This is a genomic window from Streptomyces sp. NPDC050738 (assembly GCF_040654175.1).
In the GTDB taxonomy this organism is placed as follows: domain Bacteria; phylum Actinomycetota; class Actinomycetes; order Streptomycetales; family Streptomycetaceae; genus Streptomyces.
The window spans coordinates 477,063-491,689 of record NZ_JBFAHN010000006.1 but is presented as its reverse complement, the minus strand read 5'-3'; the positions used below and the strand labels follow the sequence as shown (position 1 = coordinate 491,689).

12 protein-coding genes are annotated in these 14,627 nt (G+C 69.8%); 2 read left to right on the top strand and 10 right to left on the bottom strand.

The features are described 5' to 3' along the window. Positions 1 to 188: 188 nt before the first annotated feature. Together AB0H78_RS19240 and AB0H78_RS19235 are read right to left on the bottom strand one after the other, a co-directional pair. Positions 189 to 905 (bottom strand): PspA/IM30 family protein, encoded by a 717-nt coding sequence (locus tag AB0H78_RS19240; protein ID WP_363235630.1) that lies wholly within the window; start codon positions 903 to 905, stop codon positions 189 to 191. A 61-nt stretch (positions 906 to 966) separates the two neighbouring features. Further along, the gene (locus tag AB0H78_RS19235; protein ID WP_363235629.1) at positions 967 to 3,069 is read right to left on the bottom strand and encodes a TPM domain-containing protein; all 2,103 of its coding nucleotides are present in this window, start codon (positions 3,067 to 3,069) and stop codon (positions 967 to 969) included. A gap of 133 nt (positions 3,070 to 3,202) precedes the next feature. Here AB0H78_RS19235 and AB0H78_RS19230 point away from each other — a divergent pair, with 133 nt between their 5' ends. Next, positions 3,203 to 4,246, top strand: coding sequence for a hypothetical protein (locus AB0H78_RS19230; protein WP_363235661.1), 1,044 nt, complete (start codon positions 3,203 to 3,205; stop codon positions 4,244 to 4,246). 79 nt (positions 4,247 to 4,325) lie between these two features. Here AB0H78_RS19230 and AB0H78_RS19225 read toward each other — a convergent pair whose 3' ends face one another. From AB0H78_RS19225 to AB0H78_RS19210, 4 genes are read right to left on the bottom strand one after another with little or no spacing between them, the layout of a single operon-like run. Continuing rightward, positions 4,326 to 5,528 (bottom strand): family 1 glycosylhydrolase, encoded by a 1,203-nt coding sequence (locus AB0H78_RS19225; RefSeq protein WP_363235628.1) that lies wholly within the window; start codon positions 5,526 to 5,528, stop codon positions 4,326 to 4,328. A 60-nt stretch (positions 5,529 to 5,588) separates the two neighbouring features. Further along, positions 5,589 to 6,434 (bottom strand): carbohydrate ABC transporter permease, encoded by an 846-nt coding sequence (locus AB0H78_RS19220; protein WP_363235627.1) that lies wholly within the window; start codon positions 6,432 to 6,434, stop codon positions 5,589 to 5,591. After that, positions 6,431 to 7,426 (bottom strand): sugar ABC transporter permease, encoded by a 996-nt coding sequence (locus AB0H78_RS19215; protein ID WP_363235626.1) that lies wholly within the window; start codon positions 7,424 to 7,426, stop codon positions 6,431 to 6,433. Before AB0H78_RS19215 ends, AB0H78_RS19220 begins: the two co-directional genes overlap by 4 nt. A 5-nt stretch (positions 7,427 to 7,431) precedes the next feature. Continuing rightward, positions 7,432 to 8,682, bottom strand: coding sequence for a sugar ABC transporter substrate-binding protein (locus AB0H78_RS19210; protein WP_363235625.1), 1,251 nt, complete (start codon positions 8,680 to 8,682; stop codon positions 7,432 to 7,434). Between the two features lie 219 nt (positions 8,683 to 8,901). Here AB0H78_RS19210 and AB0H78_RS19205 point away from each other — a divergent pair, with 219 nt between their 5' ends. Further along, complete coding sequence (locus AB0H78_RS19205; RefSeq protein ID WP_363235624.1) at positions 8,902 to 9,873, top strand: acetylxylan esterase; 972 nt, start codon at positions 8,902 to 8,904, stop codon at positions 9,871 to 9,873. 15 nt (positions 9,874 to 9,888) lie between these two features. On the opposite strand, the gene AB0H78_RS19200 is transcribed toward AB0H78_RS19205, so the two are convergent. The 4 genes from AB0H78_RS19200 to AB0H78_RS19185 all read right to left on the bottom strand — a co-directional run bounded on the left by AB0H78_RS19200 (position 9,889) and on the right by AB0H78_RS19185 (position 14,621). Beyond that, entirely contained in the window at positions 9,889 to 10,953 is a 1,065-nt protein-coding gene (locus AB0H78_RS19200; protein WP_363235623.1) for a LacI family DNA-binding transcriptional regulator, read from the bottom strand. Positions 10,954 to 11,060: 107 nt separating this feature from the next. Continuing rightward, positions 11,061 to 11,834, bottom strand: a complete 774-nt coding sequence (locus tag AB0H78_RS19195) for a succinate dehydrogenase/fumarate reductase iron-sulfur subunit (RefSeq protein WP_363235622.1) — start codon at positions 11,832 to 11,834, stop codon at positions 11,061 to 11,063. Next, on the bottom strand, positions 11,831 to 13,786 hold the full coding sequence (locus tag AB0H78_RS19190) for a fumarate reductase/succinate dehydrogenase flavoprotein subunit (RefSeq protein WP_363235620.1): 1,956 nt from the start codon (positions 13,784 to 13,786) through the stop codon (positions 11,831 to 11,833). Before AB0H78_RS19190 ends, AB0H78_RS19195 begins: the two co-directional genes overlap by 4 nt. 16 nt (positions 13,787 to 13,802) lie before the next feature. Next, the gene (locus AB0H78_RS19185; protein ID WP_363235619.1) at positions 13,803 to 14,621 is read right to left on the bottom strand and encodes a hypothetical protein; all 819 of its coding nucleotides are present in this window, start codon (positions 14,619 to 14,621) and stop codon (positions 13,803 to 13,805) included. Between the last annotated feature and the right edge of the window lie 6 nt (positions 14,622 to 14,627).

The following is a 14,627-nucleotide window of genomic DNA, read 5'->3' as shown; positions in this document are numbered from 1 at the left end:
GTCTGCACGTGGAAGCGCACGCCGGGCAATTTCAGCCCCTCCGGCGTTTGAGGAGCGGGGGTCCGGGGGCGGAGCCCCCGAAACGCCCGACGGGGTTCGGGGTCTGGGGCCTGCCCCAGTTCGGGAAGGGGCGGGTAGGGGAACAAGCCCGCGCAGCGGCCCCCGCGGCCCCCTCGGCCCCGGCCCCCCTATGACCCCGACTTGAGCGCAGCGAGCCTCGCCTCGACCTCCGCCGAGTCGCCCAGCCCGTCCAGCTGCTCGAACTGCGCGTCCAGCGAAGACTCCGCCAGCTCCTGCTTCCCCATCGCCTTCGCCTCCTCCCTCCGCACCTTGTCCTCGAACCGCCCCAAGTCACTCGTGGGATCGAGCACGTTGATGTTCTTCACCGCGTCCAGCATCGTGTTCTGCGCCTGCGCCGTCTTCGCCCGCGCCACCAGCTCGTCCCGCTTCGACTGGAGCTCGGTCAGCTTCACCTTCATCTGGTCGAGCCCGGTCTTCAGCTTCGCCACGACATCCGTCTGCGAGGCGATCGTCGGCTCCGCCGTCTTCGCCTCCTTCTCCGACTGGACCTGCCGCCCCAGCGCGACCTTCGCCAGGTTGTCGAACTTGTCCGCGTCGGCGGCCGAGCCGCCCGCCCGCAGCTCGTCGGCCTTCTTGGACGCGGCCAGGGCCTTTCCGCCCCACTCCTTGGCCGCCTCCACGTCCTCCGTGTGGTCCTGCTCCATCAGCCGCAGATTGCCGATGGTGGTGGCCACCGCCTGCTCGGCCTCCGCGATGTTGTTGGTGTAGTCGCGGATCAGCTGGTCGATCATCTTCTGCGGGTCCTCGGCCTGGTCGAGGAGTGCGTTGATGTTGGCCTTGGCGAGCTGGCTCACACGCCCGAAGATGGTCTGCTTGTCCGACATGGCATTTCTCCTTGTACGCAAAGGGAGTTACGGAGAGGGGAGTCGAGCTGCGAACGCAGGGTCAGAAGCGGCCGCCTCCGCCCATCCGGCCCCCCGTGCCCCCGCCGCCGAAGCTGCCGGGACCGCCGCCCCCGAACCCGCCGCCGTAGCCGCCTCCCCGGCCGCCGCCTCCGCCGAAGAGCCCGCCGAGGATGATCCCGCCGAGTACGGCGCCGCCGATCCCGCTGCCGCCGCCACCGCCCCGGCCGCCTCCCCCGAAGCCCCCGCCGCCGTAGCCCCGTACGTCCTGCTCGGCGAGCTGCTGCGCCTGCCGGGCCAGCGCGTCCGCCTGCTGCACCTCGGCCAGCGCCGCCTGCGGGTCGGACGCGGCCAGGCCCGATCCCTGCTGCAGCCTGCGCTGTGCCTCCGCGAGACGCGTACGGGCCTGGCTGCCCACCGCGCCCCTGTTGGTCGTGATGTAGTCCGCCGCGACCCCGACCGAGCTGGTCGCCGCCAGCGTCGCCTGGTCGAGCAGCGCCACCGCCCGCTGGGTCCCGGCCTCCCGCTCGCGCGCCCCGGCCAGGGCCTCGTCCAGCACCGCGTCCGCCTCCTCCAGACGCCGCAGGGCGTCGATGGGGTCGTAAGGACCGGCGGCCATCTCCTGTCGTACGTCGGCCGCCACCGACTCCGCCCGCGCGATTCGCCCCCGCAGATCGGCGGTGGAGACCTCGGACCCCGTGCCCTGCAGCAGCCCGCGCGCATCGGCCAGATCCGTCTCGGTCTCGGTCAGCGCGCCGGGCAGTTCGCCCTCCGCGGCCTTGATCTCCTGCCCGAGCCTGTCCACCGCGTCCACCAGCGTGCCCGCCTGGTCGACCGCGCCCTCGGTGGCCCGTACGTACACCGCCGCCTTGCCGTTGTCGCCCGCGTCGACCGACTGGCGCGCCTGGTTGAGGTTGGTCGTGGCGAACAGCAGCCGGTCCTTCGCCTGCTCCACATGCCCGGTGACGGCCGCCGAGGCGCCGGGCGCGTAACGCTGCCGCAGCGTCGCAAGGACGCTCTCGGCCGCCCCCGTACGTGCGGTGACCTGCCGGAACCTCGCCTCCGCCAGCTCCAGTGCCTGCGGGGCGTTCTGCTCCATGGCGCGCAGCCGGTCGAAGCTCTCGGACTCCGCGTCCAGCCGCCGGTTCGCCTCCTCGCAGCGGCTGACGATCTCGTCCATCATCTGCCGGCAGGTCGCGTCGTCCTCGGGGAAGGCGTCGTCGAGCTGCTGCCGGATGCGGAAGGCGGCGGTCAGCTCGCCCTTCGCGTACGTCACGGCGTCCTTGAAGGGCTGGGCCGCCTCGTCCCCGAACTGGGCGGCGGCGAAGCCGAGTTCCTCGTCGCTGGTGCGGATCGCGTTGTCCGTGTCGACGAGGAGCTGCTTGGCCTTCGCGTCGAGTTCGGGCAGCGGCATCGGGGCCGGCTCGGCGGGCGGCCCGCCCCAGCCCGCGCCACCGCCCGGCGTGGTCCTGGCCCCCGCGCGCTTCTTGCGCTGGGTGTACGCGAATGCCGCCAGCGCCCCGACCCCGCCCACCGCGACGACCGGCACCAGGACATCGGCGGCGCCGCCCCCGTCGTCCGAGGCGGAACCACCCGGGTCCGCAGGGCCCGGGGTGATCGCCGGCGTGGGGATGGGCGTGTCGGAGAGCACCGCGCTGTAGCCGTCGGCGGCGCCGATCGCCGCGCCCGCCCAGTCGTTCTGCCGCAGCGGCGGGACGATGGCGGTCTGCGCGACATCGGCCAGCTCGGAGGCGGTGAAGGCGGTGGTCTGGCTGCCGATCGAGTACGCGTACTGGCGGTCGTGGGTGGCGACCGCGAGCAGCAGGTCGTTCTGGCCCAGCCCGTTCTTGGTGGCCGTCGTGTCGGCCCAGCTCTGCGCGGACTGCCCGGAGAAGTCCCGTACGTACGCGACGAAGAGCTGGATCCGGTGCTCGTCGTAGAGCGCGTCGAGCGCCTTGACCGCATCGGGCCTGCGCTCGCGCAGCGCGCCCACCTTGTCGGTGATCTGTCCGTCGCTGGACAGCGTGATGGGGGAGTCGGCATGGGCGGCGGGGGCCGGCACGGGCAGGACAAGACCGCAGACCGCTGCGAGAGCGGCGACGAGAACAGCGGCCCAGCCGGGTATGTGCGGCCGGTCTGACTTCACGGACGGCGTCACATTGGGGAGCCTATGACCGCCTTTGCACCCCCGCTACTCGGCCGTGGGAACCGGAACGCCCCCTCCCGCACTCTTGGCGCTCACAGGCACGCGGATCATGGAGGCAGTACGGGTGAAAGCACTGGCGGCGATACGCGCACGGCTGAGCAGCCCGCGCCTGAAGTGGCCCAAGCGCATCGCGCTTGCGCTCACCCTGGTGATCCTGGTCCCGGTGATCGCCGGGGCCACGGCCCTGCGCATCGGCTACGCGGGCGACTACGAGGACGGCACGCTCACCCGCGGCCGCGACGCGATCTGGCTCGGCCACGCGTGGGTCGACGGCCGTAAGACCGAGGCGGACGTGGACGCCTTCGCGGACCGGATACGCGGGACGGGCATCCGCGACCTCTACGTCCACACGGGCCCGCTGGAGCACGACGGCACCCTGCCCGCGAGCGTGTACCCCAAGGCGAAGTGGCTGATCGACACGGTGCACCGGAAGATCCCCGGCGTACGGATCCAGGCCTGGCTCGGCGACGTACTCGCCTCCGAGGGACCCGACGGCATGAAGCTGAGCGAGGCGTCCACCCGCAGCGCGGTCGTCACCTCGACGCGCCAGGTCCTGGACACCGGCTTCGAGGGCGCCCACTTCGACCTGGAGCCCCTGCACTCCGACGACCGGAACTACCTCGCGCTCCTGGACACCCTGCACGCCCTCACCCGCTCACGCGGCGCCCAGCTCTCGGTCGCCTCGCACCAGATCGACCCGCTCCCCGGGCTCCACTCGCTCGCCGGAGTCCTGAGCGGTCACGAGAAGTGGTGGTCGCAGGAGTTCTTCGGGCAGGTCGCGCGGCGGGTCGACCAGATCGCGGTGATGTCGTACGACACCTCCATGCCGGTCCAGAGCCTGTACGGGGGGTACGTCGCCCAGCAGACGACCCTGGCCCTTGAGGTGACCCCCAAGAATGTCGACCTGCTGATGGGGCTGCCCTTCTTCCACGAGGACAAATGGGGCCACACGGCCTCCGCCGAGACCGTCTCCGCCGCGGTCCGCGGCGCCCGGCTCGCGCTGGGGCGCACGGACAAGGACCGGGAGCGGTTCGGGGTCGCGCTGTACGTCGACTTCGCGGCGACGGACGCCGACTGGACGGCGTACAAGAAGGGCTGGAGCCGGCAGGGGAGTTGAAACGGGAACGGCGGCGGGAGCCGGCGGATGTCAGGTGTCCGCCGGCTCCCGGGTCTGATCCTTCCCATCCGGGAAGGGGCTACGCGGCCGAGCGCGGCAGCTCTCGCGTGCGGCCGAGCCCGCCGAGCCAGCCGGCGGACGGCTTGGCCGTGCGCTCGAAGGTCTTCGGGTCGACGGAGATCAGGCCGAAGGTGGGCCTGAAGGAGCCCCACTCGTAGTTGTCGAGCGCGCTCCAGGCGAGATAGCCGTGGATGCTGAGCCCGTCCTCGATGCAGGCCGCGACCTCGCCGAGCGCCCCGGTGTAGTAGTCGACGCGGCGTGCGTCGTCCGCGGTCGCCATGCCGTTCTCGGTGACGATCAGCGGGACATCCGGGCCGACGACCTCGGCCGTGTGCCGCAGCGCGTGGCCGACCGCGGCCGGGTAGTACTCCCACTGCGTCAGGGTCCGCTCGGCGTCGGCGGGCGCGGGCAGCGGGCCTTCGGGGCCGATCTTGGTACGGGTGTAGGACTGCACGCCGATCCAGTCGTCGCCGCGCGAGGCCTCGATGAAGACGTCCTCGCGGGGGTGACGGTAGGCGGCGGTGACCTCTTCGGCGCCGGGCAGGGCCTGGTAGACCTGGTTGGCGATCGTCCAGCCGACCTGGATCGCGGGGTCGATCGCCTTGACCGCCCTGGCCGACGCGTGATGGGCGGCGATGACCGCCTCGGTGGTCTCGTCGTCGGGGGCGGGCAACCCGGCCGGCGGGAAGCCGACATTGCCGGACTTCGCGAGACCGGCCATCACCGAGATCATGTTGGGCTCGTTGATCGTGCAGACGTGACGGACGCCCTCGCCGATGATGGGCGCGCAGGCGGCGGTGTAGCGGGCGAAGAGCTCGACGGCCCCTTCGGTCGTCCAGCCGCCGCGGTCCTCGAACCAGCGCGGCACGGTGAAGTGGTGCAGCGTCACCATCGGCCGCAGACCGCGGGCGATCGCCCCCTCGACCATCCGGCGGTAGTGGGCGATCTCGGCGCCGGAGAACTGGCCCTCGGCGGGCTCGATACGGGCCCACTCGACGGAGAACCGGTAGTCGGTGAAGCCGAGTTCGGCCAGCAGGTCCATGTCCTCGTGCCAGCGGTGGTAGCTGTCGCAGGCGTCCAGGCTCGGCTCCTGGACCTGGTCGGTGCCGCTGTGCTCCTTGCGCCACCAGTCGCTGTTGATGTTGTTGCCCTCGATCTGGTGGGCGGCGGTCGATGCGCCCCAGAGGAAACCGTCGGGGAAGCGGGTGGAGGCGTGCGTCATCGCAAGTTCTCTCTCGTACGAACGTGTAAAGGGTGGGGGGGAGACGGGGCGGAGGCGGGGCTACTTCATGCCCGCGGTCGCGATTCCCTGGGTGAAGTGCCGCTGCAGTACGGCGAAGACCAGCAGCACCGGCAGCACGACCAGGAGGGACCCGGCCATCAGCATTCCGTTGGAGCCCGCCGACTGGTTGGGGTCGGTGGCGAAGGTGGCCAGGGCGACCGGCAGCGTGTATTTGTCGGGGTCGTTGGTCGCGATCAGCGGCCAGACGAAGTTGTTCCAGGATCCCAGGAACGTGATGATCGACAGCGTCGCGAGGGCCGGCTTGACCAGCGGCATCACGATCCGCCAGAAGATGTACCACTCGCGGGCGCCGTCCATCCGGGCCGCTTCGAGTAGCTCGTCGGGGATCGACTGCATGAACTGCCGCATCAGGAAGACCCCGAAGGCGCCTGCCGCGAACGGCAGTACCAGGCCCGCATACGAGTCGATCAGGTGCAGCTTGCTCATCAGGACGAAGAGCGGCAGCAGCATGAGGTTGCCGGGGACCATCAGGGCGCCGAGGACCAGCGCGAAGATCTTGTTGCGTCCCGCGAACCTCAGCTTGGCCAGGGCGTACCCGAGCATCGAGCAGAACACCAGGTTGGAGACGGTGACCAGGACGGCCACGATCACCGAGTTCATGAAGTAGAGCGGCATGTCCAGCTTGTCGAGCAGCTGGGAGAAGTGGCTCAGGGTCCACTGGCTGGGCAGCCAGACCGGCGGGGAGGCGGCGAGCTCCTTGTCGGTCTTGAAGGCGGAGAGCGCCATCCACAGGAAGGGCGCGGACATGACCAGCAGCCCGGCCGAGAGCAGGACGTAGACGAGGGGCTTCTTCGTACGGGGCCGCTTGAACTGCACGGTGCTCATTTGGTGTTGTCCTTCAGCAGTCGGAGCTGGAGCACCGTGATGCCCATGATCACGACGAAGAGGACGTACGCCATCGCGCTCGCATAGCCCATGTGGAAGAAGTTGAAGCCCTCGCGGTACATGTCCAGCGAGACGGTGAGGGTGGAGTCCGAGGGGCCGCCCTGGGTCATCACGAACGGTTCCTCGAAGACATTGAGGTACCCGATGGTGGTGATGATCGTCGCGTACAGCAGCGTCGGCCGCAGCAGCGGGACGGTGATCCGCCGGAACTCCTGCCACAGCCCTGCCCCGTCGAGCTTCGCCGCTTCCCGCACCTCGGTGGGGATGGCCTGCAGACCCGCGATGAAGAGCACCATGACCGTGCCGAGGTTGCGCCAGACGGCCATCGCGATCAGCGAGGGCATCGCCAGCGCCTCGTTGCCGAGGAAGTCCGGTGCGGTGAGCCCCACTTCGGAGAACAGGCCGGCGATCAGCCCGTCCGACGGGTCGAGGACGAAGCGCCAGACGACGGCGACCGCGACGATGCTGGTGACGACGGGAGCGTAGAAACCGATGCGGAAGAAAGTCCGCGCGCGGTCGATCCCGTTGTTCAGCAGGACGGCGACGACCAGACCCAGGACGATCGTCAGCGGTACGCCCACGACCACGAAGTACGCCGTGTTGAAGAGCGCCTTGAGGAACTTCTCGTCGCTGAACAGGTTCGTGTAGTTCTCGAAGCCGATGAACTTCGCGCTGAGCGGGTCGGTGACGTTACGGATCCCGAAGTCCGTGAAGCTCATGAGGAGCGTCGCGACGATCGGGAAGGCCATGAAGACGGTGAACAGGACGAGGAAGGGCGTCGAGAAGAGCCAGCCCGCCGCGTTCTGCACGCCCATGGAGCGCCGCTTGCGCTGCCGCCCTGCCCGCAGGCCCCCGGCGCCCGGGGAGCCGTTGCTCCCCGGTGCGCCTTCTGCCGCGGCCAGTTCGGCGGCCGCTCCGGTCGTGGTGCTCATGACGGTTAACCCAGGAGGCTTTCGATCGCGGACTGCGCCTTCTTGGCCGCGTCCTCGGCGGAGGACTTGCCCTGGGTGACGGACCCGATCGCGTCGTCGACCTTCGAGGTGATCTCGGTCCACTTCGCCAGCGGCGGCGAGGTCTTGGCGCTCGCCATCTGCTCGCCGTAGATCTTCAGGCTCGGGTCGGTGGCCAGGTCACCGGTCTTCCAGGCCGCGGTGTTGGCCGGGAGGTCCTTGGAGCGCTTGAACCAGTCGGCCTGGCCCTTGGCATCGGTGAGGTACGCGATGAAGTCCTTGGCGGCGGCCTTGTGCTCGCTGTCCTTGGAGATCGCCAGGCTGGAGCCGCCCGCCATCGAGACGGAAGTCTTGTCCGCCGGGATCTTGGCGACCGCCCACTTGCCCTTGAGCTGCGGCTGGCCGTCGTTGATGAGGCCGGTCTGCCAGGGGCCGCCGAAGAACATCGGGACGGTGTCGTTGCCGAAGTCCTTGATGACGTCGTAGCCGGGCTGGACGCTCTTCTTGGCGATGCCCTTGTCGAAGTACGAGCCGTACTCCTTCAGCGCCTTGACGGTCGCGGGGCTGTCGAAGACGGCCTTCTTGCCGCTGTCGTCGACGATCGCGCCGCCGGCCGAGTACAGGAACGGGTAGAAGTTCTGCACCGTGTCCAGACCGCTCGGCTGGATCGACAGGCCCCACTTCGTGCCGGCCTTCTTCTGGTACGCGGTGGCGAGGGCCTGCATCTCGGACCAGTTGGCCGGGGCCTTGGTGATGCCGGCCTTCTGCGCCAGGTCGGTGCGGTAGTAGAGGACCCGGGTGTCGACGTACCAGGGCACGCCGTATGCGGTGGAGTCCACGACGCCCTGGTTCCAGGCCGCCGGGAAGAAGTCGCCCTGCTTGAAGGTCTTGGTGTCCACCGGCTCGAGCACGCCCATGTCGGCGAACTCGCCCATGTAGCTCCCGCCCATCTGCGCGACGTCCGGCAGCGTGCCCGCCGCAGCCGCGGCGACCAGCTTCTGGTGCGCGACGTCCCAGCCGACCGGGGTGACCTTGATGGTGATGTTCGGGTGCGTCTTGTTGTACGCCTTCGCGACGTCCCCGAGCTTCTCGCCCTCGGCGCCCATGGCCCAGACGGTCAGCGTCTGCTTCGAGTCGGCGGCGACGTCCGCACCGCCGGAGCTTCCGCAGGCGGTGAGTACGAGTGCCGATGCGAGCCCGAGAGCGACGACCGAAGCGGTTCTGGCGGTGCGGTGCATGGAGGGCTCCTCCTTGAGCTTCCCTGACATCCCTGATGTATGCGCATCCTGTAAGCGCATACATCACTCTGTGGCAGCTGCTTCGGAAACCACAAGAGGGGTCTTGGTCACACTCCCGTAACGGGACTGCCTTATGTGAAAGGTAAATGAACCATTTGCGCGATACAGGTATATGTGACGCACTTCGCTCCCTCCCGGGCGCCGCATAGGCTCCCGCCCATGGCCGCCTTCGCACACGGTTTCCCCTTCGATCCCGCATACGGGCACACCCGGGAAGAGCTCCTGCGCGTTCCCGCGCCCGCCCCGCCCGCCGATTTCGGCGCCTTCTGGCGGTCCGCGTACGAGGCCGCGCGCCAGGTCGACACCGCGCCCGAGGTGGGCGCGCCGGTCGAGGAGCGCGACGGCGTACGGATCCACGAGGTGAGCTATCTCTCGGTGGGCGGAGTGCGCCTGGGCGGCTTCCTGGCCCTGCCCACCGAGGGCCCCGCCGCCCACGGCTTCGTCATCGCGCACGGCTACGGCGGCCGCGACCACGCGGGCCCCGACGTACCGCTCCCGCTGCCCCGCTCGGCGGCGCTGCTGCCCGCCGTACGCGGCATGAGCAGCGGCAGCCTGATCCCCGGCATCCCCTCGGACTCCGCGGCCCACGTCCTGCACGGCATCGCCTCGCGCGACAGTTACGTCATCGGCGAGTGCGTGGCCGACCTCTGGTGCGCGGCCTCCGCCCTGCACGAACTGGTCCCCGCGCTCGGCCCGCTCGGCCTCCTCGGCGAGAGCTTCGGCGGTGGCCTCGGTGCGCTGGCCCTGCCCTGGGACGACCGCTTCGCCGCCGCCCAGCTGACCGTCCCCACCTTCGGCAACCACCCGCTGCGGCTCACACTGCCGTGCACGGGCAGCGGGGAATCCGTACGCGCACACCATCGCGAACACCCCGAAGTCACCGCCGTACTGCGGTACTTCGACGCGGCGACGGCCGCATCCCTGATCCGGGTCCCGACCCTGGTGGCCCCGGCGCTCTTCGACCCCGCGGTGCCGCCGCCGGGCCAGTTCGCCGTGTACAACGCGCTGCCGCCGGGTTCACCGGAGCCGCACGTCCTGTCGGCGGGCCACTTCGAGCACGCGGGTACGGAGAAGGAGCGCAGGCTCCTGACCGAGGCGTGCGCCCGTTTCTTCGCCGAGCACCTGGCCTAGAAGCTCCCCGGCGGGTCAGCAGCCGCAGCTGCCCCGCCGCGCCACGTTCACGGGCAGCATCAGCGACACGGGCTCGCCCCCGCGTCCCGCCCCAAGGCGCTGCACCAGCAGGTCGACGGCCTCCTCGCCCATCCTGCGCATCGGCTGGCGCACGGTGGTCAGCGCGGGCCGCACCAGGCGGCTCAGCGGGATCCCGTCGAAGCCGGTCACCGCCATGTCCTCGGGCACCCGTACACCCCGCCGCTCCAGTGCGTGCAGGGCGCCCACCGCCATCTGGTCGTTGGCGAAGAGCATGGCCTCCAGGGGCTCGCCGCCCCGGTCGAGCAGGGCGTCGGCCGCCCGCGACCCCTCCGCCTGTGTCATGAGCGGCGCCTGCAGATCGGGCTCTTCGCGTACGGGGATGCCCGCCGCCAGACACGCCTCGCGATAGCCGGCGAACCGCGCCCGTACGTCCGGCGAGTACTCCTCCCCGCCCACGAAGGCGAGCCTGCGCAGCCCGTGGTCCTCCACCAGGTGCCGGGTCAGCTCGCGCTGGCCGTCGGCGTTGGCGACCTCGATGTGGTCGAGATGGTCCAGCTGGTCGCTCTCGCGCGGGCCCGCCAGCATCACCACGGGCAGCCGCCGCGAGATGACCTCCAGCTCCTCGGTCGGCACGGTCCTGGCCAGTACGGCGAACCCGTCCACGCGCCCCGCCACCTTGGCGACCAGACTCTCGGGCCCACCCTTCAGCGACGCGGCGATCAGCAGCGCGTACCCGTGCCGGCGCGCGGCCCGCTCCATGCCCCGGATGATCTGGTCGGAGTAGAGCATCGCGGCGTCGTCGTCGGCCTCGTCGCCGGCCTCCGCCTCGGTGGCCGGGTCGGCATAGTCAGGGAAGCAGAGGCCGAGGACGCCCGTCGACCGGCTGGCCAGGCCGCGCGCGTTCCCGCTGGGTACGTAACCCAGCTCGCGCGCGGCGGCCAGCACCCGGTCGCGGGTCTGCTGCCGCACCGAGTCGGGGTTGCGGTAGACCCGCGACACCGTCGCGATGGACACACCCGACTGCTCGGCGACGTCGTACACCGTGGGGGCTGAGCTCACCCGATCAACCGCCTAGATCTCTGGGAACGCACTGCGAACACCTCGCATGAAAGCGCATTCAGACTAGGCGCGGATCCGACCCGCGGGCAAGCAAGACCCCTCTGACCTCACCCGGAGCCGCGCCGCCCGATCTTGTTCCCGAGCCAGACCAGCGGGTCGTACTTCCGGTCCACGGCCCGCTCCTTCAGCGGGATCAGCGCATTGTCGGTGATCTTGATGTGCTCGGGGCAGACCTCGGTGCAGCACTTGGTGATGTTGCAGTACCCGAGCCCGTGCTCCTCCTGCGCGGTCCGCTTCCGGTCGAGCCCGGCCTCCTCCGCCGCGTCCAGCGGATGCATGTCCAGCTCGGCGACGCGCATCAGGAAGCGCGGCCCGGCGAAGGCGTCCTTGTTCTCCTCGTGGTCGCGCACCACATGACAGGTGTCCTGGCACAGGAAGCACTCGATGCACTTGCGGAACTCCTGCGAGCGCTCCACATCCACCTGCTGCATCCGGTACTCGCCGGGCGCCACCCCCTCGGGCGGTACGAACGACGGGATCTCCCGCGCCTTCGTGTAGTTGAACCCGACGTCCGTCACCAGGTCCCGTACGACCGGAAAGGCCCGCAGCGGGGTGACCGTGATGACATCGGTCCGCTCGAAGGTCGACATCCGCGTCATGCACATCAGCCGCGGCCGCCCGTTGACCTCCGCGCTGCACGAACCGCACTTGCCCGCCTTGCAGTTCCAGCGCACCGCCAGGTCGGATGCCTGGGTCGCCTGCAGCCGGTGGATGATGTCGAGGACCACCTCGCCGTCGTTCACCTCGACGGTGAAGTCCTGCAGATCGCCCCCGTCCGCATCACCACGCCACACCCTGAAGTCAGCTTTGTAGGACGTCACTCGTACAGCTCCTCTTCGGCGAGGTACTTGACCAGCTCCTCTTTCTCGAAGAGAGCCAGCAGGTCGGGACGGATGGCCACGGTCTGTTTCCGTACGAGCTCGATCTGCCCGCGCACCGGATCGGTGGCCGCCAACCCCCCGCTGGGGTCGGCCAGTTGGCAGAGCAGATTGACGGGCCGCCAGCCGCGGTCCATCGTCGGGAAGTCCTCCCGGGTGTGCCCGCCGCGGCTCTCGGTCCGCTCCAGGGCGGCCCGCGCGATGCACTCGCTGACCAGCAGCATGTTCCGCAGGTCGAGGGCGAGGTGCCAGCCAGGATTGAACTGGCGGTGGCCCTCGACGCCCGCCCGCCTGGCGCGTACGCGCAGATCCGCGAGCTTCTCCAGGGCCTGTTCCATCTCGGCCTCGCGCCGGATGATCCCGACGAGGTCGTTCATCGTCTGCTGGAGTTCCTGGTGGAGGGTGTACGGGTTCTCCGCGACCTGCCCCTCGGCCGAGAGGCCCTCCTCGGGCTCCTCCGCGCTGAAGGGCCGCAGCGCCTCGGCGGCTGCCGCGTCGATCTGCGCCTCGTCCACCGGGGGGCGGTCGGCGGCGCCGATGAGGGCGGCCGCGTACGTCGCCGCGTGCAGCCCTGCCCGCCGGCCGAACACCAGCAAGTCGGAGAGCGAGTTCCCGCCCAGCCGGTTCGAGCCGTGCATGCCGCCCGCGACCTCTCCGGCCGCGTACAGACCCGGTACGGCGAGGGCGGCAGCGGTGTCGGAGTCGACGGCGATGCCCCCCATGACGTAGTGGCAGGTGGGCCCGACCTCCATGGCCTCCGCCGTGATGTCCACGTCCGCCAGCTCCTTGAACTGGTGGTACATGGACGGCAGTCGGCGCCTGATCCGCTCGGCGGGCATCCGTGTCGACACGTCCAGGAAGACGCCGCCGTGCGGTGATCCGCGCCCCGCCTTCACCTCGGAGTTGATGGCGCGCGCGACCTCGTCGCGCGGCAGCAGCTCGGGCGGGCGCCGGTTGTTGTCGGGGTCGTCGTACCAGCGGTCGCCCTCGGCTTCGGACTCCGCGTACTTCTCCTTGAAGACATCGGGGATGTACTCGAACATGAACCGCTTGCCCTCGGAGTTGCGCAGCACGCCCCCGTCGCCGCGCACGGACTCCGTGACGAGGATCCCCTTCACCGAGGGCGGCCAGACCATGCCCGTCGGGTGGAACTGCACGAACTCCATGTTGAGCAGCGGTGCGCCCGCGAGCAGCGCCAGCGCGTGCCCGTCCCCCGTGTACTCCCAGGAGTTGGACGTCACCTTGAAGGACTTGCCGATGCCGCCGGTGGCGAGCACCACGCTCGGGGCCTGGAGCACGAAGAAGCGCCCGGACTCCCGCTCGTAGCAGAAGGTCCCTGAAACGCGGCCCTCCTCGTCCTTCAACACCCGTGTGACGGTGCACTCCTGAAAGACCTTCAGGCGGGCCTCGTAGTCCCCGAACTCCTTCTTGTCCTCCTGCTGCAGCGCCACGATCTTCTGCTGGAGCGTCCGGATGAGCTCAAGGCCCGTGCGGTCGCCGACATGGGCGAGCCGCGGGTACTCGTGCCCGCCGAAGTTCCGCTGCGAGATCCGCCCGTCCTCGGTGCGGTCGAAGAGAGCGCCCCAGGTCTCCAACTCCCAGACGCGGTCGGGTGCTTCCTGCGCGTGCAGCTCCGCCATCCGCCACTGGTTGAGGAACTTTCCCCCGCGCAGCGTGTCGCGGAAGTGCACCTGCCAGCTGTCGTTCGAGTTCACATTGCCCATGGAGGCGGCGATCCCGCCCTCGGCCATGACGGTGTGCGCCTTACCGAAGAGCGACTTGCAGATGATGGCGGTACGCGCCCCCTGCTCGCGCGCCTCGATCGCCGCCCGCAGCCCGGCGCCGCCCGCGCCGACCACGACGACGTCCCACTCCTGCCGGTCGAGCTGAGTCATCTAGAAGGCCCCATTTTCAAAAGAAGCGCGGATCGTCGAAGACGCCTGAAGCGACGAGATACACATAGAAGTCGGCGAGCCCCACACTGATCAACGAGGCCCAGGCGAGCTGCATATGACGGCCGTTCAGCTTGCCCACCCAGCCCCACAGCCGATAGCGCACCGGGTGCTTGGAGAAGTGCCGCAGCCGCCCGCCGATGATGTGCCGGCAGGAGTGGCAGGAAACGGTGTACGCCCAGATCAGGGCAATGTTCACCAGGAACACCACACTGCCGAGACCCATGTGCCCCCACCGGTAGTGCTCGTCACGGAAGGAGAGCACGGTGTCGTACGTGAGGATCCCGGCGACGATCAGCGCCGCGTAGAAGAAGTAGCGATGCAGGTTCTGCAGGATCAGCGGGAAGCGGGTCTCGCCGCTGTAGCTCTGGTGCGGCTCGGCGACCGCGCAGGCCGGGGGCGAGGCCCAGAAGCCCCGGTAGTAGGCCTTGCGGTAGTAGTAGCAGGTCAGCCGGAAGCCCAGCGGGAAGATCAGGATCAGCAGCGCGGGGGAGAGGCCCCACCAGCTGCCGAACAGGTCCCAGTTGGGGCCGTGCCGCATGGGGACGCAGTCGTCCGCCAGGCAGGGCGAGTAGAACGGCGAGACGTAGGGCGCCGCGTAATAGTTGCTGTTCGCGAAGGCCCGCCAGGTCGAGTAGACGACGAAGGCGAGCAGCCCGGCGGCGGTGATCGCGGGCGAGAGCCACCAGCGGTCGGTGCGCAGATGCCGGGCGGAGATCGCGGCGCGCGACGGGTCGTGCACGCCGGTGAGGGGTTGGGGTTCCGTACCTGTGGCCAACGAGGA

Bases quoted from the DNA above. Each gene is read 5' to 3' on its own strand.
- AB0H78_RS19240 (WP_363235630.1), bottom strand. From the start codon at position 905: ATGTCGGACAAGCAGACCATCTTCGGGCGTGTGAGCCAGCTCGCCAAG.
- AB0H78_RS19225 (WP_363235628.1), bottom strand. From the start codon at position 5,528: ATGACGCACGCCTCCACCCGCTTCCCCGACGGTTTCCTCTGGGGCGCA.
- AB0H78_RS19220 (WP_363235627.1), bottom strand. From the start codon at position 6,434: ATGAGCACCGTGCAGTTCAAGCGGCCCCGTACGAAGAAGCCCCTCGTC.
- AB0H78_RS19215 (WP_363235626.1), bottom strand. From the start codon at position 7,426: ATGAGCACCACGACCGGAGCGGCCGCCGAACTGGCCGCGGCAGAAGGC.
- AB0H78_RS19210 (WP_363235625.1), bottom strand. From the start codon at position 8,682: ATGCACCGCACCGCCAGAACCGCTTCGGTCGTCGCTCTCGGGCTCGCA.
- AB0H78_RS19205 (WP_363235624.1), top strand. From the start codon at position 8,902: ATGGCCGCCTTCGCACACGGTTTCCCCTTCGATCCCGCATACGGGCAC.
- AB0H78_RS19190 (WP_363235620.1), bottom strand. From the start codon at position 13,786: ATGACTCAGCTCGACCGGCAGGAGTGGGACGTCGTCGTGGTCGGCGCG.